General features: G+C 33.1%; 20 protein-coding genes. 12 read left to right on the top strand and 8 right to left on the bottom strand.

Annotated features, from left to right (window positions below):
- Positions 1 to 134 precede the first annotated feature (134 nt).
- The 10 genes from ACHRVX_RS10830 to ACHRVX_RS10785 all read left to right on the top strand — a co-directional run bounded on the left by ACHRVX_RS10830 (position 135) and on the right by ACHRVX_RS10785 (position 7,140).
- The gene (locus tag ACHRVX_RS10830; protein WP_395332060.1) at positions 135 to 569 is read left to right on the top strand and encodes a hypothetical protein; all 435 of its coding nucleotides are present in this window, start codon (positions 135 to 137) and stop codon (positions 567 to 569) included.
- Between the two features lie 205 nt (positions 570 to 774).
- Positions 775 to 1,869 carry a hypothetical protein gene (locus ACHRVX_RS10825; RefSeq protein WP_395332058.1) on the top strand — a complete coding sequence of 365 codons (1,095 nt, stop codon included), beginning with the start codon at positions 775 to 777 and terminating at the stop codon, positions 1,867 to 1,869.
- Between the two features lie 120 nt (positions 1,870 to 1,989).
- Positions 1,990 to 2,832, top strand: a complete 843-nt coding sequence (locus ACHRVX_RS10820) for a hypothetical protein (protein ID WP_395332056.1) — start codon at positions 1,990 to 1,992, stop codon at positions 2,830 to 2,832.
- A gap of 86 nt (positions 2,833 to 2,918) precedes the next feature.
- On the top strand, positions 2,919 to 3,251 hold the full coding sequence (locus tag ACHRVX_RS10815) for a DMT family transporter (protein WP_395332054.1): 333 nt from the start codon (positions 2,919 to 2,921) through the stop codon (positions 3,249 to 3,251).
- 16 nt (positions 3,252 to 3,267) lie between these two features.
- Positions 3,268 to 3,729: a GNAT family N-acetyltransferase gene (locus tag ACHRVX_RS10810; RefSeq protein ID WP_395332052.1), complete on the top strand. Its 462-nt coding sequence runs from the start codon at positions 3,268 to 3,270 to the stop codon at positions 3,727 to 3,729.
- A gap of 124 nt (positions 3,730 to 3,853) precedes the next feature.
- Complete coding sequence (locus ACHRVX_RS10805) at positions 3,854 to 4,699, top strand: bifunctional helix-turn-helix domain-containing protein/methylated-DNA--[protein]-cysteine S-methyltransferase (protein ID WP_395332050.1); 846 nt, start codon at positions 3,854 to 3,856, stop codon at positions 4,697 to 4,699.
- A gap of 72 nt (positions 4,700 to 4,771) precedes the next feature.
- Positions 4,772 to 5,494 carry an alpha/beta fold hydrolase gene (locus ACHRVX_RS10800; RefSeq protein WP_395332048.1) on the top strand — a complete coding sequence of 241 codons (723 nt, stop codon included), beginning with the start codon at positions 4,772 to 4,774 and terminating at the stop codon, positions 5,492 to 5,494.
- A gap of 3 nt (positions 5,495 to 5,497) precedes the next feature.
- A complete protein-coding gene (locus tag ACHRVX_RS10795; RefSeq protein WP_395332046.1) occupies positions 5,498 to 6,211 on the top strand; it encodes a 2OG-Fe(II) oxygenase in 714 nt (237 codons plus the stop codon).
- Positions 6,212 to 6,299: 88 nt separating this feature from the next.
- Positions 6,300 to 6,545, top strand: a complete 246-nt coding sequence (locus ACHRVX_RS10790) for an Ada metal-binding domain-containing protein (RefSeq protein WP_395332044.1) — start codon at positions 6,300 to 6,302, stop codon at positions 6,543 to 6,545.
- Positions 6,532 to 7,140, top strand: coding sequence for an alpha-ketoglutarate-dependent dioxygenase AlkB family protein (locus ACHRVX_RS10785; RefSeq protein ID WP_395332042.1), 609 nt, complete (start codon positions 6,532 to 6,534; stop codon positions 7,138 to 7,140). Before ACHRVX_RS10790 ends, ACHRVX_RS10785 begins: the two co-directional genes overlap by 14 nt.
- Before the next feature lie 3 nt (positions 7,141 to 7,143).
- Here the strand turns inward: ACHRVX_RS10785 and ACHRVX_RS10780 are convergent, their stop codons facing one another.
- The gene (locus ACHRVX_RS10780; protein WP_395332040.1) at positions 7,144 to 7,899 is read right to left on the bottom strand and encodes an NrtR DNA-binding winged helix domain-containing protein; all 756 of its coding nucleotides are present in this window, start codon (positions 7,897 to 7,899) and stop codon (positions 7,144 to 7,146) included.
- A 307-nt stretch (positions 7,900 to 8,206) separates the two neighbouring features.
- Between ACHRVX_RS10780 and ACHRVX_RS10775 the strand changes: the two genes are divergently transcribed.
- Positions 8,207 to 8,464, top strand: a complete 258-nt coding sequence (locus ACHRVX_RS10775) for a hypothetical protein (RefSeq protein ID WP_395332038.1) — start codon at positions 8,207 to 8,209, stop codon at positions 8,462 to 8,464.
- Between the two features lie 336 nt (positions 8,465 to 8,800).
- Positions 8,801 to 10,822 (top strand): DUF3857 domain-containing protein, encoded by a 2,022-nt coding sequence (locus tag ACHRVX_RS10770; RefSeq protein WP_395332036.1) that lies wholly within the window; start codon positions 8,801 to 8,803, stop codon positions 10,820 to 10,822.
- A 278-nt stretch (positions 10,823 to 11,100) separates the two neighbouring features.
- On the opposite strand, the gene ACHRVX_RS10765 is transcribed toward ACHRVX_RS10770, so the two are convergent.
- From ACHRVX_RS10765 to ACHRVX_RS10735, 7 genes are all read right to left on the bottom strand, one after another.
- Positions 11,101 to 13,326: a glycoside hydrolase family 3 N-terminal domain-containing protein gene (locus tag ACHRVX_RS10765; RefSeq protein ID WP_395332034.1), complete on the bottom strand. Its 2,226-nt coding sequence runs from the start codon at positions 13,324 to 13,326 to the stop codon at positions 11,101 to 11,103.
- 6 nt (positions 13,327 to 13,332) lie between these two features.
- Positions 13,333 to 14,172, bottom strand: coding sequence for an endonuclease/exonuclease/phosphatase family protein (locus ACHRVX_RS10760; RefSeq protein ID WP_395332032.1), 840 nt, complete (start codon positions 14,170 to 14,172; stop codon positions 13,333 to 13,335).
- Between the two features lie 160 nt (positions 14,173 to 14,332).
- On the bottom strand, positions 14,333 to 16,075 hold the full coding sequence (locus tag ACHRVX_RS10755; RefSeq protein WP_395332030.1) for a cellulase family glycosylhydrolase: 1,743 nt from the start codon (positions 16,073 to 16,075) through the stop codon (positions 14,333 to 14,335).
- 82 nt (positions 16,076 to 16,157) lie between these two features.
- Positions 16,158 to 18,425, bottom strand: a complete 2,268-nt coding sequence (locus ACHRVX_RS10750) for a glycoside hydrolase family 3 N-terminal domain-containing protein (protein WP_395332028.1) — start codon at positions 18,423 to 18,425, stop codon at positions 16,158 to 16,160.
- 34 nt (positions 18,426 to 18,459) lie between these two features.
- Positions 18,460 to 19,923 carry a glycoside hydrolase family 30 beta sandwich domain-containing protein gene (locus ACHRVX_RS10745; protein ID WP_395332026.1) on the bottom strand — a complete coding sequence of 488 codons (1,464 nt, stop codon included), beginning with the start codon at positions 19,921 to 19,923 and terminating at the stop codon, positions 18,460 to 18,462.
- 67 nt (positions 19,924 to 19,990) lie between these two features.
- Positions 19,991 to 21,445, bottom strand: coding sequence for a glycoside hydrolase family 30 beta sandwich domain-containing protein (locus ACHRVX_RS10740; RefSeq protein ID WP_395332024.1), 1,455 nt, complete (start codon positions 21,443 to 21,445; stop codon positions 19,991 to 19,993).
- A 197-nt stretch (positions 21,446 to 21,642) separates the two neighbouring features.
- Complete coding sequence (locus ACHRVX_RS10735; RefSeq protein WP_395332022.1) at positions 21,643 to 23,163, bottom strand: RagB/SusD family nutrient uptake outer membrane protein; 1,521 nt, start codon at positions 23,161 to 23,163, stop codon at positions 21,643 to 21,645.
- Positions 23,164 to 23,169 lie beyond the last annotated feature (6 nt).

The following is a 23,169-nucleotide window of genomic DNA, read 5'->3' as shown; positions in this document are numbered from 1 at the left end:
TAATGCTATTGCTACTACTTCCTTTTTTTGCTTCTGCGCAATTTAATAACCAAGCCAGAGCAATGCATCAGCAAATGAACAACCAGAATCAAAAATGGGCAAGTGAACGAAGAACATCTGATCAGCAATGGCAAATGAGAAATATGATGTCGCAAACAAATAAAATTCAAACTGCCGAAAATAAATTAGCGAAAGAAGAGAAGAACAAAAAGAAACTAGAAGAGAAAACAGAGAAATTAAACGCAGATTTAAAGACCAACCAAGATCAACTTTCCAATCTTAAAAACAACTCTGAAAAAAACAACAATTCTGATTCTCAAAAAGACATCGAAAATTCTGAAAAGAAAATAGCCAAGTCTGAAGAAAAATTAAACGATGCAAAGACAAAACTTGAATCCAGTTCTAAAAAAATTGAAGACTTCAAAAAACAAATAGAAACCTCGAAAGCAGAAAAAGAAGAACTAACCAAGAAACAAGAGGAAGAAAAAAAGGTTAAAGAAGCAGAAAAGGAAAAGAAACAAAAAGAAAAAGAGGAAAAAGAACAACAAAAAAAATCTACTAAAAGTTAGAGTAGTTTAAAATTACCAAAAACCCTTATTATATCAAATATAGTAAGGGTTTTTGTTTAAAACTTAAAAAGCAATTAATTATATTTATATATTAGCTATAAAACAGGTTATGATTGAAAAAGTTTTATGTGAAGTACGTGATTCAACAGAAATCTCTTTTACCTGTATTCATATTGCAATGGCAATAAACGCTAAATAAATGCCCATGAAAAATAGTATCGTTATTTATATATTTCTTTTTGTAAAATGTGCCTTATTTGCGCAAAATAAAGATACGTGGATTTCATTTTGGGACAAAGACACTACGCACATAGGATTTAAAGATCAAAAAGGAAATATCAAAATAGCGCCTAAATTTATGGGACTTACTTTTGCTAATAAATTTGATGACATCATTGTAGTTTCAGAAGAAATGAAAGAAAACTGGAAAAGTTATTACCTAACTAAATCCGGGAGAATTGTTGGTCGTGATAGTTTGTACATTTTTGATAATGGTGCAGATTGCGAAAATGAAGGTTTTATCAGGTTTAAAGATTATAAGACAGATAAAATGGGTTTATTTAACGCTCATGGAAACATTGTAATTCCTACTGAATACAGCGATTTAACCAGAGTTAGAAACGGAATGATTATCGCACTAAAAGGCGCAACAAAAGTAATGGATTCAGGCGGTGACGGTCATTTTAGCTGGGGTGGCGGTAAAGAATATCTTATTGATATCAATAATAAAATCCTGATTGAGAATTTTGGTTATAATGACGAACTTAATTTTTATTCTCTTCAAAAATCAAAAGAACCAAGTAAAGACGAAATAAGAGAAAATTTTCTTGGTGTTGACGATCAATATTATTCCTTTATCAATTTTGATAAAGAATTTAAATTGTGGCTGAAAAACAATTTCCTGACTGATTTATCAAAAGAAAATTTGCTTAAAAATTCATATGATAAAATCACTTACTGGAAAGAACAAGACGTTGATGGATGGGTCAGTAAACCAAAAGCCAGCTTTATAGAACAAAATTACAAACTAATAAAAGCAAAGCTGCTTCAGCTTAAAGCAGTAGATTGTGATTATCATATTTTCTCTCAGAGCTTAAATAAATTTATTTATGAAGCTGATGAATATGATCAATATTTTGACAATTGCCATCAGCCAAAAGACTGGATCAATCCTGTGAAAAATATTGTTATATCTCCAAAAAACAAAACGGATCACGGACAAGATCATTTTGAATTTTTAAGAACTGAAAATGGTTATAAATTAATTAGTATTTCACTAAGAAATGCGGAACTTAAATAATTTGTTATTTTATTTTTTTGAAATCGTTCAAATACTATTTGGTCTTGTAAATTAATTCTGAAATATATCGATATATTCGCAGCAAAATAAAACCAAATACCAGTACAAATAAAATCTACAATGAAAATAAAATTACTTAGTACAAGCCTGTTTCTAATTATTACATCAGTTTCGTTCTCTCAAAAAATATCGGTTAGTGAGATAAATGAAAAGAGATCTACATCAGATAATTCATTTAGCAACGAATGTGAAATTGAATTAAAAATCTCCGGTGATGAGGTAAGAAAATACAAATTTGTTAAGATCAGTAAAATCACTAAAGCAATTGATGATCAAGGTATCGATTTACTTACTGAGGATAAAAACAATGATGACTATACTAAAATAGATCAAACTGCTAAGATTAAAGTAGAAACTAAAATTCCAGCCAGAAAAGTAAAAACCATTAAAGAACTTAGCGGAGAAGTAAGCTTGTACAATCCAAATCAGGCAAATGGCAGTGAAATAAAAATTACGAATTACCAGAATAAAACCAATGTAAATCTTTTACCTGCTAAATCAGGATTAGAAATAATTTATTTAACAAAAGAATCTTACGCAAAATATGTCAAGGAGAATAAAGATAAAAAAGAAGAAGAACTTAAAAAATTGCCGGAAGCTGCAAGACAGTTAGCTCAGGGATTATTAGGTGCTTTTGAAGGTCTTTTTAGCTCTGATGATACTACTGACGACAATAAAATTTATTTTTATGTAAATGGCGATAAATCTAAATTTGTCGATTTATATTTTGAAGATACAACCGGAAAGAAAATAGAACGAAATGGCAGTATGAGAAGTGATGCTCTGTTTACCTATTATTTTGAAGAAAAACCAAATCCCAGCTGGAAATTAGTAATTAATATTGAAACGGATAAATCAATTAAAAAAATACCTTTTAAACTAATTGATATTGAGTTACCATAATTAAAAAACACGATTAATTTATGTATACTATTCTATAAATTTTTCTTTCACGTGAATACAAAGATTAACTTTGTAAAAAACGTGATATGAAGAATTTTATATTTTTAGGTATTGCCATTATATTTGAAATCATTGCAACATCTGCATTAAAAAAATCAGAAGAATTTACCCGGCTTATTCCAAGCATTATTACAATTGTGGGCTATTTTGCAGCATTTTACTTCTTGAGTTTTGCCATTAGAACAATTCCTGTTGGGATTGCTTATGCGATTTGGTCAGGAGTCGGCATTGTTTTGATCACAATTATTGGTTCAGTATTTTTTAAACAAATACCGGATTTACCAGCGATTATTGGCTTGGTTTTAATTATGGCAGGTGTCATAGTTATTAATATTTTTTCTAAAACTACGGCTCATTAATTTAAATATCCAGAAAATGAATTTCAGAAAAGCTACAATTTCAGACTTAAAAGAAATGCAGGAAATGTATTTTGAAACCATTAAATGGGTTTGCAAAAGCGATTACAATCCTTTACAAATCAATGCATGGATTTCCAGTCTCGATGATTCAGAACGCTGGCTGAAACTTATTCACAGCCAATTTGTTTTATTAGCTGTTAATGATACTAAAATTGTAGGTTACGGAACTTTAAAAGATGGGAATTATATTGATTTCTTTTGTGTTCACAAGGATTTTCAACGTCAAAAAATTGCTGATAATATCTTTAATCAATTAGAAGCTGAAGCTATAAAAGAGCATTCAAAAACAATTACTGCTGATGTAAGTATAACGGCAAAACCATTCTTTGAGAAAAAAGGTTTTATTACAAAAGCTGAGCAAAAAAACATAAGATTAGGCGTTGAACTCATCAACTTTAAAATGCAAAAAGAATTGTAAAAAAATTTCCCGTTTCAGGTTATACAGAAGCTGAAACCTGAAACAAAACAATCCTAACTTCAGCAAGTTTCGGATTTTATGACGACAAAACCCTGCCGATATTTGCCTTATAAAATGGAACGAAATGAACACACAGGAAAATATCAATTATAATCGCATTGCCGAAGCTATAGACTATATCAAGTCCAACTTTAAGGAACAACCCAACTTAGATGAGGTGGCTGAAAAAGTACATTTAAGTCCTTTTCATTTTCAGCGTTTGTTTACAGATTGGGCAGGAACAAGTCCGAAGAAATTCCTGCAATATATTAGTGTCGAACATGCTAAAAAAATCCTCAAGGAAAACAATCGTGCCACTCTGTTTGATGCGGCATTTGATACCGGATTATCCGGAACAAGCCGGTTACATGATTTATTTGTTAACATCGAAGGCATGACTCCTTCCGAATATAAAAACGGCGGTAAAAACCTGGAAATAAATTATAGTTTTGCCGAAAGTCCGTTTGGGAATATTATTGTTGCGTCGACCAATAAAGGAGTTTGTTTTATGGCTTTCGCCGAAGATGAAGAAACTGGATTTCCCGATCTCCAAAACAAATTCCCAAATGCAACATTCTCTAAAAAATTAGATTTGGCACAACAAAACGCTTTGTTTATTTTCCAGAACGACTGGAGTAAATTATCTGAAATAAAACTGCATTTAAAAGGAACTGATTTTCAGTTGAAAGTATGGGAGACCTTACTTAAAATTCCTATGGGAAAACTTTCAACTTATGGTACAATTGCACAACAAATAGAAAAGCCCAATGCTTCACGCGCTGTAGGAACTGCTATTGGGAGTAATCCTGTTGCATTCCTGATTCCGTGTCATCGTGTGATTCAATCTTCAGGAACCTTTGGCGGTTATATGTGGGGAAACACCCGTAAAACAGCGATTATTGGTTGGGAAGGCGTTCAAATTAGCTTATAATTGAGCAAGAAACAGATTTTATCTTCCTGAGTTCAAAAGTAATTTTGTCTTATAAATAATAAATATTATAAGATGAAAACATTTATTTTAATTCACGGTTCCTGGCATAGTTCATGGAATTGGCACAAAATAATTCCTATTTTAGAAAGTAAAGGTCATAAAGCAATTGCAATAGACTTACCTGGAATGGGAAGGGACAAAACACCTATTGAGCAGGTAACATTACAAACTTCGGTACAAAAAATTTGCGCATTAATTGATAGTTTAGAGGAACAGGTAATCCTTGTTGGGCATAGTAAAAACGGAATCATGATTTCGCAAGCTGCAGAATACAGGTCAGAAAAAATTGAGAAACTTATTTATCTGGCGGCTTATTTAATTCCAAACGGCAAAACCCAATCCGAGTATTCAGTTCAGGATATTGATGGTGTTTTAAAACCGTACGTTACCAGATATCCGGAATTGAACGCGCATACTTTGCAAACAGAAATTTATAAAGAAGGTCTGTATCATGATTGCGAAGATGGTATAACGCAATTAGCAAAACTATTATTGAGTCACGAACCAGTTGCGACAGGAATTACACCGCTGGAATTATCTGAACAGAAATATGGCAGCGTTCGCAGATTTTATATAGAATGCACTGATGACAAAGCTGTAACACCATTTATTCAGAAAAAAATGTATACTGAAACTATTTGCGAAAAAGTATACAGTCTGCCAACCAGCCATTCTCCTTTTTTTAGTAAACCTGAAGAATTATCTGCCCTCTTTTGTGAAATAGCAACATCCTGAAAAATGCAAAATATACAATCAAAAATTGCTTCTCTTAATTGGGAACGCATCACCGAATCTATGCACGAAAATGGATTTGCTATTATTCCGAATTTAATTAATAACGAGCAATGTGAGGATTTAAAATTTGATTACGCGAATCCGAATTTATATCGAAAAACGGTTGTAATGGAACGTTACAGGTTTGGTTTGGGCGAATATAAATATTTCAATTATCCATTGCCTGATTTAATTCAGACAATCCGAAATAGTATTTATCCTAAGCTTGCGCCAATTGCAAATGCGTGGATGAAAGCATTAAATATCAACACAATTTTCCCTGAAACACACGAAAAATTACTGGAACAATGTCATGACAATAACCAATTAAAGGCAACTGTTTTAATTTTAAAATATGGTAAAAGTGGTTTTAACACCCTGCATCAGGATCTATATGGAGATGTCTATTTCCCTATTCAAATGTTGCTTTTCCTGAATGAACCTGATGTCGATTTTACAGGTGGAGAATTTGTATTGACGCAACAAACGCCCAGAGCGCAATCTAAAGCAATTGTTTTGAAACCTAAAAAAGGTGATGTTTTGTTTTTTACAACAAATTTCAGACCTGTTAAAGGCACAAAAGGATATTATCGCGTAAACATGAAACATGGCGTGAGCGAAATTCATTCCGGTGAAAGACATACGTTAGGAATTATTTTTCATGATGCGTTAAATTAAGGTTCAAAGGTACAGAGGTTTTCTTATAGGCCGTATCCCTTTGTAACTTTGGACCTTTGAGCCTTTGAGCCTTTGAACCTTAAAAAAGATGATTGAGCACAATAAAATTTCCGATTCAGATCTCCGAATTAAAATTAAAAATTCGGAAATTTGCTTTGGTGGAAACCAAAAACTTAAAATTTACGGAACGCTGAAATGCGCTTCGGGAAAAAGAATGAAACGAGAAAATCGGGTCTTCTTTTTATCTGAAAACGAAGCTGGATTAAATGGTTTCAGACCTTGCGGACATTGCATGAAAACCGAATATCAAAACTGGAAAAATGGACTTATTTAATCCCGAAATAAACGAAACTACAAATCTTCTTCCTAAAGACGGAACTGTAAATTATTATGGAAAATTGTTTTTACGAGAAAATGCAAATCACTATCTGGACGTTTTATTGAATACTATCGAATGGAAAAATGACGAAGCTATTATCTTTGGAAAATTAATTATTACGAAGCGAAAAGTAGCCTGGTACGGTGATTCTGGTTTTGAATATACGTATTCGAATACGACCAAAAAAGCTTTACCGTGGACGAAGGAGTTACTTGAATTAAAAACCGAAATTGAGAAAAAAACAGGTGAAACATTCAATTCTTGCTTACTTAATTTATATCATTCCGGCGATGAAGGGATGGCGTGGCACAGCGATGCTGAAAAAGATTTAAAAAAAAATGGCGCAATTGGTTCCTTAAGTTTTGGCGCTGAACGTAAGTTTGCTTTCAAACATAAGGAATCTAAAGAAACTGTTTCTTTAATCTTAGAACATGGTAGTTTATTGGTCATGAAAGATACAACCCAAACACATTGGTTACATCGATTACCTCCAACAAAGACAACATCAAAACCCAGGGTAAATTTAACTTTTAGAACTATTGTTGAGTAATTTTTACCACCCCTGATTCAAGCCGTTTTTAAGGACTTCCTCGTATTTATCTTTATCAAAAGTATATAAATTAGGTGCTTTATGAGCGACATTACTTTTCTTTTCGTCGAGTTTATTTAAAATTCCGATATTATTGATTTTACGAAGAAAGTTTCGTCTGTCCAGCTTTTTATCTAAAATCGTTTCATACAATTTTTGAAGCTCCGGCATTGTAAATTTTTCGGGCAATAAATTATACCCTATTGGCATTAAATTCAATTCAATTCTAAGTGTATTTAAGGCTTTATCCAGGATTTCCCTATGATCTAAAATAAGTTCCGGAACTTCTTTATGATCGATCCATTCTATAATTTCAAGACTGTTTTCCTTCTGCGGAATCGCTTTTAAAAAATCAACTAAGGCATAATATCCAATGGTCACAAAACGCTGCGTAAACCATTTTCCTGCTTCTTTAGGGATTTTGAAATGTTCCAGAACTGCATTCCCAAAATGTTGATCGTTCCGTTTTACTCTACCAAATGTGGCAAACTGCCTCAGGAAAATACCTTCCATTCCGGTTCGTTCGTTTAAAACAGTAACTGCTGCGGTATCAATATCTTCATCAATAGGAATAAATCCGCCTGGTAAAGACCATTTGTCTTCGTAAGGGGTTTTAATCAATAAAATTTTAAGCTGATTATCATGAAAACCAAAAATGACACAATCTATAGAAAGTCCGGGTTGGTAATTTTCGTTATTCATTATTATTCCTTTTGACATTCACTTTTATTAAATCAATATTCCATTCTAAATAAAGATGCAATTTAAGGCATTTTTAGAGAACCAAAACTTTTTTTCAAAAATGCTGTAATTAACAACCTCAAAAGCATAAATGCAAAAATTTATGATTCACAATTTTCACTTAAAATTAAAAATCGAATCAAAAAAATAATTACATTGCGTCATAATAACACAATTAAAAGGCAATCTGTTATTTTTTTATTATATATAAAGAATATTATTACAGAACAACTGGTATTTGTAGTTTATTTAATTCAATTGAAAGTAGAATGTTAATGCAGGAGATATGATTACCAATCCGTTAAAAAATATAAACGAAAAAATTAGAACAAAAATCTGGACTTCGTTCGGCTTTGTTTCTAAGACTTATTTATTAGAAGCTTCTTTAAAATACAGCGAAGAACAGGAAAGAATTTTCAACCAGATGATTGTTGAAACCGAAGCAAAAGATAAAAAGGCAAAACGTGAAGCTTTTGATAAGGCATTATTTGCATCTTATAAAGGAATTGGCGCTATGGATTTCATTCATACAGTTTTGAAGTAATTCTGAAATTTTAAAATCAATATTATTATTGGGCTTTTATTTATATTGTACTTCTCAAAATTTATACAACCTTGCTAAACGGCAAGGTTTTTTTGTTTTAAATAGTTGTATTTCGTCGCTTGTATATTTTTTAAATTTTTAAGTTTCATTGCATATTAACCGAATATTTTTTGGAATTACCTTTGCCAATGTCAATAAAATAACGCAATTTTATTCTCAATTTAAATTACTTTAATTTTAACTATAGCAAAGCATTCTCGAAATTTACGTTTTAAAAATGCGCTAAAGTAAGATTATACCTGAACTAATAATTTGAAATAACATTAAAAAACAACGATGGAAAATCTTATTCAATCAGAGAATTACAAAATTCAAAAGCCTGCAGAATGGGCGACCAATACTAATGACAATCAACTTATTGAATACATTAAAGAATCAGATTTTGCAAGTAAACAAATTGATGAAGGAAGAGATTATTGCTATTTTTTAGATAAAATTTATTACACAAGTGATGAGCAAAATAGTGAATATGCCTGCGTTGCCTATACTTTGAACGAACCTTCAAATCTGGAAAATGCATCTGTAATGGATGTTGTGGTGGAAGAAAATGAGACTTATATCATACACAGAATAAGCGTTTTAAGAGAAGGTGTTTTAATTGATAAAATTCCTGATACTAAAATTAAAGTGCTTGACAGTGAAAACCAAAGCGATGGCGGCGTTTTGAGCAGCAATAAAAAAATCAATATTACCATAAAAGATTTGCGCCTTTATGATGTTTTAATCATGGAGGATTCACGTGTAAAAGTTTTTACGGAACGTGACTTTTTGCGTAAGGAGTTTTCGAAGTTTGTTTGGGTTAGTCCAAGTACTTACTGGGCTTACGGAAGCTATAATTATACTTTTATCAATGATCGCAAAAATACGATTGCCTACAAAAAAACTTTTTTCAGAGATGAAGATGGAAATGTTTTGGCGCCGGAAATCAATTATTTAGAAAAAGGTCAAAGATTTACTATCCAAAAAGAAAACTATATCAATTTTGTAGACACCAATAGGGAAATTGCGCCTTTTATTGATTTTGCGACTAATAGTAACTGGATCGACTTATCAAATTATATTTCTCCTTTATATGAGGCTGTTTACAGCACATCATCTTTACAGGAATTCGCTCCTAATCTGGTTGAAAAACTGGATGCTATTACCAATAAAGATGAGCAGTTGCAATTTGCGATAGATTATGTGCAAAATCATGTTTATTACGTTTTTAATGCTGATGAAATGAATGGTCACAAACCGCAGGAACCAGCTATAACGTATCAAAATAAACAGGGAGACTGCAAAGCAAAATGTGTTTTACTGAAAGTGATTTTAGATTATATAAAGGTTGATTCATCTGTGGTTTTAGTGAATTTCAATACGGATCATTACCTTAAATATTATTTACCTTCATTATTGACTTTCAATCACGTAATTGTAAAAATTGATTATAAAGGTGAAACTTATTTTATTGACGCAACAAGTCGTGATGAATTTGGATTGATTGAAAATCGTGGATTTATTTATTTCATGCATTATCTGGAGGTGAAGCCAAATCAGGATTTACAAATTAAAAAAGCGCATAAATTTCCCTATTACGGTATTAATGAAAAAGCTGAATTTAACGTTGAAAATAATATCGGGAAGCTTTCATTAACGACAACTTACAAAGGAAATCGTGCCAATTATATGCGTAAGTATTTTAAAAACACGAACAAAAGAGAAATCATTGACAGCTGGAATAATTTCTTTTTTTATACGTTGAATTACAACAATGACAGAAACGGAACTGATGTTAGAAATATTTTCAAAGACGCAACAATTGAAACTGTAAGCGATGATAAACGATTGAATGAATACACAATTCAATATAAGTCAAATGTTGAAAACCCTTATTTTACAGATGCACAAAAGAATCGTTTTTTAATGTATTTTGATAGAAATGTAATTAAGAACAATGCACGTGATTTTTTACATACTGATATTGCTTTCTGGCACAATTTTGATAATGAAAAATATGAAATCAATCTTTATACCGATCAGAGAATTGATGTAGACGAAAAATATACGGTTCAGGAAAGCACAATCAAAAATCCGTATTTTGATTATACAAGCCGTAAAAAAGTAACTAAAAATGGTGCAACAATTAATGTTGATTTTACGCCTTTAGTCAATTTAGAAATTCCGCAAGCAGATTTTGAAGAATTCAGAAATGCGCATCATGAGGTTGCAGATAGTAATTTCGGACTTGGAATTGATATTATAGAACAAGGATTTATGAATTTGATGAAATTTAATTTCAAGAAACTGGTAAAGTAATTATACAAAAACGGAGCTAAAATTTAGCCCCGTTTTTTATTGTAAATTGTTTTTGCGATTATTTTCTAACACATAGAAACATAGATTTATATTCTTTAAAAAAGGCGTTTCACTTAGTTATAAGACTCATAGTTATATGTGAAAGAAATGTATTTCTTTTTGTATTACTGTTTACAACAATAATATCTATGTTTCTATGTGTTAGATATTTTTCTCGCAGATTTTGCAGATTGAGCAGATTTTTTTAAATCTACTAATTCTTTATTTGTGATTTTGGTTTAAAGCAATTCGAAATCAGATTTTAATTTGATATCTGCTGATGAAGCGCCAATCATCACTTCAAAATCTCCTGGTTCTGCAACAAATTCTAATTTATCATTGTAGAAAGAAAGTTTTTGTTTGTCAATTGTAAATTCAATTGTTTTAGATTCTCCTGCATTTAATTTTACTTTTTGGAAATCTCTTAATTCTAAAACGGGTCTTACCACAGATCCAAATTTATCTTTTAAATACAATTGCACCACATCTTCTCCGGCAACTTTCCCCACATTTGATAATTGAAAAGAAACTTTTATTGTTTCATTATTTTTCATTTTAACCGAAGACAATTTCAAACCTGAATAATCGAATTTCGTATAACTCAAACCATAACCGAAAGGGAATTTAGGAGAGTTTTTCAAGTCGATATAAGAAGAAACATATCCTGTTGAATTTTCGTTTGGAGCTGGTCTTCCTGTGCTAAAATGATTGTAATATATTGGCACTTGTCCCACTTCTCTCGGAAAAGTCATTGGCAATTTTCCTGACGGATTATAATCTCCAAATAATACATTTGCAATTGCATTTCCGGCTTCTGTGCCTAACCACCAGGTATATACAATTGCAGGAACATTATCTGCCGTCCAGTTAAAAATTAAAGGACGTCCGGCATTTACTAAAACCACAACGGGTTTTCCTGTTGCCTGAATTGCTTTTACCAGATCTTCCTGAACGCCTGGTAAACCAAGATTGCTGCGGCTTTTTGCTTCACCGCTCATGTCGCGTCTTTCACCAATACTTAAAATAACGACATCGGCTTGTTTTGCAGTTGCAACTGCTTCGGCAAAACCATCTTTATTGTCTCCATCCACTTCACAACCTTTGGCGTAAAGCAATTTTGTGTTTTTACCTACTTTATTTTGTAAACCATCCCATTGCGAAACTACCCATTTATCATAATCAACATCTGGTAATTCTACAGACCAAAATCCCATATTAGCTTTGTATTCTTTTACCATTGGTCCAATGAATGCAATAGTTTTCAGGTTTTTAGAAAGCGGTAATGTTTGGTTTTCATTCTTTAATAAAACAATACTTTTTTGCGCTACTTCAAGAGCTGCTTTTCTGTTTTCAGGATTACTCAACGCTTTTTCAGCTCGGTTTTCATCTGAATATTTATAAGGATCTTCAAATAATCCTAATTCATATTTTTTACGAAGAATTCTTTTTACGGCATCATCAATCAAAGTGACAGGTACTTTTCCTTCTTTCACCAATTCGGCTAAATGATATCGGTACGCATTACTTTCCATATCCATATCGCTTCCGGCTGTAATTGCAGAAAGTGAGGCCGCTTTAAGATCTTTAGAATATCCGTGCGCTACCATTTCACCAATCGATCCCCAATCTGAAACTACAAATCCCTGAAAATTCCATTTTCCTTTTAAGATATCACGTTGTAAATGTGCATTTCCGGTTGCAGGAATTCCGTTTAAATCATTAAATGAATTCATAAAAGTAGCTGCGCCGGCATCAAGAGCCGCTTTGAATGGTGGCAAATAGGTTTCCCACAACATTCTTTCGCTCATATCTACAGAGTTGTAATCTCTTCCGGCAACCGCTGCGCCATAAGCTGCAAAGTGTTTTACGCAAGCCATAACGGAATTTAAATCTCCCAGTTTATTTCCCTGAAAACCTTTTACTCTGGCATACGCAATTTTAGATCCCAGATACGTATCTTCTCCGGCACCTTCCATTACTCTTCCCCAACGAGGATCGCGACTAATATCAACCATTGGTGCAAATGTCCAGTGAATTCCGCTTGCAGAAGCTTCTGTTGCTGCAACTCTTGCCGCCAGTTCTATCGCTGCTAAATCCCAACTCGCAGCTTCGGCTAACGGAATTGGAAATGTAGTTTTGTAACCGTGTATAACGTCCTGACCAAATAACAACGGAATTTTTAAACGAGATTGCATCGCTAATTCCTGATATTGCCTGGTGTATTTTGTACCAACAATATTAAGCATTGAACCTACAATTCCGGCTTTTATTTCGGCTTGTTTATTTGGATTAATTGTGATTGGTCCGGTTGCAGAATTATCTCCTGTATATTGATTAAGCTGACCTATTTTTTCTTCGATAGTCATTTTTTTCAATAGAGCATTGACTTTCTGGTCTATTGTTTCTTGTTGTGCAATCGCAAAAAAGGACACCATCAACAAGGTTAATGTGGTTAATTTTTTCATTCTTTTTTAATTAATTTCTATTAAAACTGGTAAGTGATCTGATGGATATTTTAAATCTTTTGAATCACTTAAAACGGCATGTTTTTGAATTGTTAGTCCGCTATTTTTAGAGATAAAAATATAGTCTAATAACAAAGTCACTGGTTTATTATGTTTAAAATTATTGAATGTTCCTGATGGTCCAAAAGGTTTTTCTTTCGAAACTTCTTTAGTATCATCCATTACTTTTTTTATTGCAACAATTTGTTTTGTCTCAGGTTCTGAATTAAAATCTCCCATTAAAAAAACAGGATATTTTTTAGTGTTTATTTCGGATATTTTCGAAAGAACCAATTCTACTCCTTTTACTCTTGCCACTTCACCCATATGATCGAGATGCAGGTTAAAAACCCAAAATGTTTTTTTTGTTTTTAAATCTTTAAACAAACCATACGTACAAATTCTATTGCACGCTGCATCCCAGCCTTTTGAAACTATGTTTGGAGTTTCTGATAACCAAAATGTATTGGTTTCCTCTACCTCAAAACGATCTTTTTTATAGTAAATCGCACAAGCTTCTCCTGTTCCGTTTTCTTCTCTGCCAATCCCGAATTTATTATAATCCGGCAAAGCCAATGCGATATCAATAACCTGACCTGGTGTTGCTTCCTGAACTCCTAAAATATCCGGACTATAAAATTGTATTTGTGAATTAAAATAATCTTTGCGTTTTGGCCAGGCATTTTCTCCATCTGACGCAACATCCAAACGAACATTATAAGTCATGATTTTCAAATTCTGACCGTAAAATGGAGTACTAATAAAAAGCATTATTACCACTAAAAAAATTATATTTATCTTTTTCATTTTTAAAAAATTTAATTCTGTAAAGCTACGATTTCATTAGCCTCAAAGAAAAAAATTAACTTTAAAACAATGTTACTATATACGCGATTATTGTCAATATTAAGTTCATCATATTTATTAATCTTACCAACTTGTGTTAAATGAAACTTTATTTTTTACCTTATTTTTTAATTTCCGAAAAATCTAAATAATTCAAATTGAATCCTCCCTTTTCAAAAACAACTTTAATTTTATTGGTTCCTGCATTTAATGCTACGCCAGATAAAATAATGGTTTTCCATTTGTCATTTCCTCCGGTTACAGGAAGTGTAATTGCTTCAGATTTTTTTCCGCTTTCTGTTTCTAAGTGAATTTTTCCTTCAAGAGTTTCGCTTGAATACCGAATTGCAACTTTGTACGTTTTCTGTTTTGCAACTTCTGTTGTAAATTGTAACCATTCGCCATCTTCAATAAAGGAAACCTGATATCCGTTTGATCCTGCGTCTTTACATGGCAAAATATCTACACCATCATTTCGCATGGTATTTCCTTTGTTCCACTCATCAAATTTTCCGGTTTCAACTCGGTAGTTTATAAAATCTTTATCGAGATAAGCATATCCATTTGTTCCTAAATCATATTGTGTTGCCGCAATTTTTCCCGGAATTAAATGTTTTTTATATGGTTTTGTATCATTGGTTTTTACTTGCCTGAACATTGCATCAATTACATCTGGTTTAACGATTACGTTTTCCATTTTATAATTATCCGCTATTTTCATTAATGTTTTTTTCGCAAATTCAGCCGATGGTTTTTGACCGCCATCTTTCCAGTATTTTAATAAAATATCATATTCCGGAATTTTGGTTACTGATGTTACGCCGGCAATATTTTCAATTTTTTTCATTGGCCAGAAAGCCCAGCCTATATTATTAGTTTCAACCAATGTCAGCGCATCTTTGAACCAGACATTTGAGTTTTCTCCACTTTCCCCCAACCAAATTGGCACGTTGTATTTTGTTCTGTAATCCAGCATTTTCCGGATTGATTCTGTAGTATTATAATTCCAGTATTTATGAAAACTCAATGCCATATTTTCATCCCATAAAGGAAAAATTCCGTTGTAATTGTTTCCCCAGCAATTACCTTCAATAAAAATTAAATGATTAGTATCGACTTCGCGGATGGCTTTTGTAACCTTAACCATTAAATCTCTTAAAGGTCCGTTTGAGTTTTCGTCGCAGCCATTTTTATTAGTTCCTGTAAAATTCCAGTTGGGTTCGTTGATAATGTCGTAAGCACCAATCCAGGGATTATCTCTGTAACGAGAAGCGAGTTTTTGCCATAATGCAATCATTTTTTTCTGATTGGCATCACTTTCCCAAAGCGATGGTTTTGTGGTGTCATAATCAGAAATTGCCGCATCATTTCCTTGTCCGCCCGGAGCCGCATGCAAATCTAAAATTAGGTACATTTTATTTTCAGCACACCATTTCAGCAAATTATCTGTCATGGTAAAACCTTCTTCTATCCAGGTAATTTCTCCATTTTTTTCTTCCTGAATTGCTGGCGTGTAGAGATTATAATGCATTGGTAAACGAATAGAATTGAATCCCCATTTTGCCAGGGAATCAACATCTCTTTTGATTATTCCGTTTGCTTTATAAGCAGCATAAAATTCTTTTGTTCCTTGTTCTCCAATTACTTCTTCAATCTTTTGTCTGATGATATATTGCGGACTTGCAAAGGGTTGTGTTTGTAGCATATATCCTTCCTGAACCATCCAACCACCAACGCCTAATCCTCTTAATATTACGTTTTTTCCGTTGCCGTCAACAATGTTTTGTCCGTCCCTGTGCAGAAACACTTGTGCAGAAGCAGCTATTGAAAGCAACAATTGGAATATAATTACTAATTTTTTCATGCTGTTTTTTCTAAACTTAATCAACTTTCCTAAACTAAAAATTCCTGCAAGGTTTTCAAAACCTTCCAGGAATGAGTACTGTTTATCTTAATAGAAAATCTTTCTTTTGATTTGCTATCTGAATTGTGAATGTTCCTTTTTCAGCAATCCATTTTAGATCTTCGTTTACAAATTGAAGGTCTTTTTGGTTTAAAGTAAATTTTATTGTTTTGGTTTCGTTTGGCTCTAAACTGATTTTTTGGAATCTTTTTAAAGATTTAAATTCCGGTGTTATTGAAGCAAAATTGTCTGACAGATATAACAAAACAGATTCTTTTCCGGCTCTTTTTCCTGAATTTGTAACATCTACAGAAACGTTTATTTCATCTGTATTGTTGATTTCTGTTTTATCAATTTTTAGATTTGAATAAGAAAAAGTGGTATATGATAATCCGGTTCCAAACTCAAATTGCGGTAAATAACTTTTCTCGTAAGTTGCATCGTTATTTTGTTCTCCTTCAGAAATGCTTTCGGTATATTTTCTATTGTATTTTTCTAATGAATTTGGATATCTTGGATAATTATAAGGCAATCTTCCGCTTGGGTTTACATCTCCATACAAAATATCTACTAATGCTCTTCCACCTTCATTTCCTGGCAAATAGCATTGTACAACAGCACTCATTTTATCTTCAAAATCGCTAATTAATCTTGGTCTTCCTTCATTTAAAATCAGGATAATAGGTTTATTTAATTTTGATAAGGCCAAAGCTAATTTTATTTGAGACGGACTCATGTAAAGATTGCTGATGTCACCCGGAGTTTCGGTATAATTTTTCTCTCCTAAACACAAAACAATTTTTGAGGCATCTTTTGCCAGATCAACTGCTTTCTGAATTTCGGCATCATCTTCTTTTTCTAAATCGGCTCCGGCAGTGTACAATACATTTTCTTTGCCTAATTTATTTTGAAAAGCTTCAAGAATTGTCGATTTATCTGCGGCATAAGTATCTGAGTTTTCTCCTTGCCAGTTATAAGACCAGCCTCCGTTTAGGTATTTCATGCTATTTGCAGTTGCGCCTGTAACCAGAATTTTTTCAGTTTTGTTTAATGGTAAAACAGCTTCTTTATTTTTTAATAAAGTGATCGATTCAGCCGCTGTATTATAAGCTTCCTGAATGTGTTCTGCAGAACCAAATTTTGGATAATCTTTTAAATCTGCTACTGTATTCTGGAATAAATTCAACTCAAATTTCATTCTCAAAATTCTCGTTACCGCATCATCAATTCTGGACATTGGTACTTCACCACTTTGAACTAAATCTACTAAATCAGTATAAAAAGAAAATTCTTCTGGAACCATACTCATGTCAATTCCGGCCATAACTGCAATACGAACGGCGTCTCTTTTTGTTTCCGCTACTTTATGTCTCGTATTTAAATAGATAATATCTTTCCAGTCTGTTACTACCACTCCCTTAAAACCCAATTCTTTTTTAAGGATATCTGTAATTAAGTGTTTGCTTGCGTGTACGGGAGTTCCGTTTATTTCACCAGAACTTACCATTACACTTTTTGCTCCGGCTTTTATTGCTGCCTGATAAATGGTAAGGTCATATTGCCTTAAAACACGTTCAGGAATGATACTTGGTGTTCTGTCTTTTCCTGTTGTGGTGCTGCCATAACCAATGTAATGTTTCATGCAAGAAGCCACGCTGTATTTTGAACCTACATTGTTATTTCCTTCAAAACCGTTTACTAAAGCAACTGCCATTTGTGATGATAAATAAGCATCTTCTCCAAAAGATTCCCACATTCTTGACCATGCCGGATTTCTTGGAAAATCTAAATCAGGAGAAAAAACCCATGGAATTGAGGATGCTCTGGTTTCATAAGCTGAAATCTCGGCTCCGCGTTTTACTAAATTAGTATTGAAAGTTGCGGCTAATCCTATTTGCTGTGGAAACAATGTTGCGCCGGCGGTATAACTTGCGCCATGAATGGCATCTATACCATATAAAACCGGAATTTTAAGCCTGGATTTATTGGCTTCGTTAGAAATTGCTGTTAATGTTTCCTGCCATCTTTTTAGTGTTGGTGCTCCGGGATTTGGCACATTCAAAATAGAACCTATATGATAATCCTGAATTCCTTTTTTTAGTTTTGCAGCATCAAAATAACCGGGTTTTGAAGGATCTTCAAATATGGTTACGGTAATTTGAGTCATTTGACCTACTTTTTCTTCAAGGGTCATTTTAGATAACAGTTCATAAACTTTAGCATCAATATCTGATTTCTTATTCTTTGTTTCCTGACTCGATGCTGCTCCACAAATTAGGAAAGCAAGCATTAGCAATTTGGTCTTTTTCATTTTTAACTTTAATTTAAATTTCATAATTCAAACTCTAATATACAAGAGTCTGCATGGCGTGTGCCGGTATTGTTATGGTTGTTTTTTGGCTATTATTGGTGATGCTGTAAATCACTTCCTTATCAGATGAATTCATGATAATGGTGGCAATTTTTCCATCGGTATTTTTGAACGAAGTACTTAGCAATGTTTTATCGCTGATGATTGCTTCGATTCGTTTGGCATTTGGTCTGATGAATTTTGACAAATGACCAATATAGAAATACATAGGTGTGTAGATTAATTCGTCTTTTGAAGTATCAGCTTGAATGGGTGCAAAACAGAAATTACCAACATGGTTTGGACCTCCGTCTTGATCCAATAAGATGTTCCAATCTGTCCAGGCAACTGTTCCATTGTTGAAATCATTGATCATATTCAGTCCGTAACGTTCTGCATTTCCCCAGAACTGAAATTTAGTTGCGTCAAATTTTTCGATACAACCTTCGGTAAATATTAAGTTTTTGTCCGGAAAAGCTTTGTGAACCTCTCCAACCGACTCGAATTTTGGTGTTCCGCCATTCCAGGTTTCATACCAGTGAAATCCAATTCCCCATGCATATTTTGCAACTTCGGGATCTGAGAAAACAAGATTGGCCCGTTTTACTAACATATCTCCGCGATTGTGGTCCCAGATAATTATTTTTTTAGAACCAAGCCCTTCTTTTTCTAATGTTGGACCAAGAAAGTTTTTCAGGAAATCTCTTTCTGCTTCAGGTGTATAAATGCAGGATTCCCATCTTTGACTTGCCATTGGTTCGTTTTGAATGGTTAATCCCCAAATTGGAATTCCTTCTTTCTCGTAAGTTTTAATAAATTTCGCATAATAATTTGCCCATGATTGCGCAAATTCAGGCAATAAAACGCCGCCGTGCAAAATATCATTATTGTCTTTCATGAAAGCTGGGGGACTCCACGGACTAACAAATAAAGTTAATTTTCCGCCGGCTGTTTTAATTGCTTTTTTGATAAGTGGAATTCGGTATTTCTTATCGTGGTCAATATTGAAGGTTTTTAAATCTTTGTCGCCTTCCTGAATATAAGTATAACTTTCGCTGCTAAAATCACAGCTATGAATGTTGGTTCTAGCTAATGAATAACCAATTCCTTTGTTTTTATCGTAATAAGCGTTCAGAAATTCTTGTTGCTTTTTTAAAGATAATTTAGCAAATACTTCTGCGCTTGCATCTGTAATAGCACCTCCAATCCCCAGAAAAGTCTGGTATGTTTTTTTGGGATCTACGGTTATAGATACTGTCGAATTTATTTGTTTTGAAGCTACGATTAAATCATTAGATAGTGATAATCTTAAAGTAGTATTTTCGGCAGTTGTGTAAACATTTATTTTTGAATTTACTTTGGATTTTGCAACACCGGACTGCGCTGCAACCTTTGATGAAGAACAACTTAAGTGCAGAATTAATATTGGAATTATTAAAATTTTATGGGCTGATTTCATTGTGTTTTTAAATACTATTAAAAAAATAAGGGCTAAATAAATAGCCCTTAACTACTAAAAAAATAAATTAATACACTAGGGTTTGAATCGCGTGTGCCGGTATTTTTACTACTGTTTTTTGAGTAGCAATTATTAAATTATAAGTGATTTCGTTATCAGTATGATTCATGACTACGGTTGACATTTTGCCATCAGTATTTAAAAACGATGTGCTTTGTAAATAACTTCGGCTAACTGCTGTACTTACACGAACTGCATTTGGACGAATGAATTTTGAAAAATGTCCAATATAATAATACGACGGAGTATAAATTAATTCTCCGGTTGTAGTATCTGCGTGTATTGGAGCAAAACAAAAATTACCTACGTGATTTGGTCCTCCAAATTGGTCTAAAAGAATATTCCAGTCTGTCCAGGCAACGGTTCCGTTATTAAAATCGTTGATCATTGAGGTTCCGTATCTTTCGGCATTTGCCCAAAATTGATATTTGGCAGCATCAAATCTTTCTATACAACCTTCGGTAAACATAAGATTCTTGTCCGGATAAGCTTCATGAACTCTGGCAACATTATCAAACATTGGCTGTGCTCCTGTCCAGGTTTCGTACCAGTGAAATCCTATTCCCCAAACATATTTTGATGCTTCAGGATCTGAGAATATTACATTTGCTCTTTGTACCATTAAATCACGATTATGATCCCATGCAATAATTTTTATTCTTTCTAAACCTTCTTTTTTAAGTGTAGGTCCAAGATAGTTTTTCAGGAAATCTCTTTCATCTTCGGCTGTGTACAAACAAGATTCCCAGGTTTGTGTTGCCATTGGCTCATTTTGAACAGAAGTTCCCCAAATTGGGATTCCTTCTTTTTCATACGCTTTAATAAATTTTGCATAGAAGTTCGCCCAGGGCTGATAAAATTCCGGTAATAATGTTCCGCCTTTGAGAACGCTTTTATTGCTTTTCATAAAAGCATTTGGCGACCATGGTGTTGCATAAGTAACTAATTTTCCTCCAGCTGTTTTTATTGCTTGTTTTATTAACGGAATACGATATTGCCTGTCATGTTCTATCGAGAAAGTTTTTAAATCCTTATCACCTTCTTGTATATAGGAATAGCTGGCACTGCTAAAATCTGAACTTTGAATGGTTGTTCTTAGTAATGTGTATCCAATTCCTTTTTGAGTATCATAATAAGCATTTAAAAATTCGGCTTGTTTTTCTTTTGATAGTTTAGCAAAAATTTCAGCACTTGCATCTGTAACTGCGCCACCGATTCCCATAAAAGTCTGGAATTTTTTTGCCGGCTCAACAAAAACCGATATTTCAGTTTCTACTGGTTGTTTTGATGCTGTAAAAGATAGATTATCTGTAGGGGTTAACCTTAATTTTGTATTGTCAGCAGTAGTGTATACCGTGATCTTTTTGTTATTTGTAGTAAATGCCTGTTTTTGATTTTTCTGCTGTGAAAAAACAGCTATTGAAAAACATAAACAAGTAATAATAAAGCCGTTTTTTTTCATTGTATGTGTTTTAATAATTAAAACTATTCTGCAACTCCACTCAAAATGATTGATTTAAAAATAGCCCATAATCATAGTGAACATGGGCTATTTGACAACCAAACTTAACTTAAACTTACTTTAATATTCATTTGTTTAAAAGACTAAGATTTTGATCTTAGCCTTTCTAAAACAAATGCTAATTTTATTTTTACAGATTAATTGTAACCTGGATTTTGAACGATTTTTGTGTTATTGAATTCACTGTACGGAATTGGGAAAGCTTCGTTTTTACCTGCAGTAAATCCTTTGAAAGCTAATTTACTGGCAGCTTGACCAGTTCTTACTAAGTCGTACCAACGATGACCTTCTCCGGCAAGTTCTAATCTTCTTTCATTTTGAATAGCATCTAAAGAAACGGGAACAGATGGTAATCCTGCTCTTGTTCTTACAGCGTCTAAAAGTGCCTGGGCTCTTGCTCCTGTTCCTCCTAATGCTTCAGCTTCTAACAAATAAGTATCAGCCAAGCGAATGATATAGGTATTGATAGAAAAATTCAAGAAAGGATTTGCTGCTTTAATATCAGCATTAACAGGCATATATTTAATAAAATGGTATCCTGTCTCTTGATAACTATCTGTATAAGTTAAGTTGCCAGCAGCTTTTTGAGCTTTAACATCAATTATAGTAGAAGCAAAACGAGGATCACCTTGCAATGCAGTAGCTAATTGTGTAGTTACAACACAAAAACCCCATCCATTAATATAATCTGGTAACAGTGCTGCAATTCCAGCATCTGTTCTATGATAATCTCTTACTCCCATTAATTGAGCCGCTACGTTTCCTTCATCATTTCCAGTATTAAAATTACCCCAATCAGCATTTGATTTATCTGAATAACTAATTTCGAAAATAGACTCACTATTAAATTTGTTAGCATGATTCCACAAATCTGCAAAATGTGGCATCAATTTGTAACCAAAACTACTTGTACCACCCGGTGTTCCATTAACTAAAGCCAATTGTGTCACAGCTTCAGCTTTTTTGTTATCATACAAATAAACTTTACCCAAAAGTGCGGTTGCAGCACCTTTTGTAAAACGTCCTAATTCACTTGTTTGCAATGTAACTGGTAAATCATTGATTGCTTCTGCTAAATCTTTTTCGATTTGTGTATACACTAATCCAGGTGCCACTTGCAAGACATTTGGAACTTCAGACGCAGTTAGCGGTACTAATATCAACGGAATGTTCTTGAACATTCTAACAGCATCAAAATAGTAATAAGCTCTTAATGCTTTAACTTCGGCCGTAAATCTTGCCTTCTTAGCCTCATCCATTGGTACATTTGTAAGCTTTTGTAACATGATATTACATCTGAAAATACCTTGATAATAATTACTCCAAAATTCTGGCGGAATATTAGTAGGAGTTACACTGTAGTTTGATGCAACCTGAAGACCTGGTTGATCTCCTGATGTTGAACCACCTGCGTAGAAATCATCTGATGCAGAGTTTAAAAACAATAGTGCGCTTTGTGGATATGTTCCTGCAAATGTCCCTATTTTATCATATGCTGCTACTAAACCTGAATAGGCTTCTGTTTCATTTCTGTAAAAATTATTTTCCAGTACTACTCCATCACCTTTTACGTCTAATTTTTCATCGGTATCGCACGACCCAAGTGTAAATAACACTCCCAAGACGATTACTGACTGTTTAAAACTTATAAGTTTCATAATATT

The sequence above is a fragment of the Flavobacterium sp. FlaQc-47 genome (genome assembly GCF_044006475.1).
GTDB lineage: Bacteria > Bacteroidota > Bacteroidia > Flavobacteriales > Flavobacteriaceae > Flavobacterium.
The sequence above is the reverse complement of the archived record's forward strand: the minus strand, read 5'-3'. Positions and strand labels throughout refer to the sequence as shown.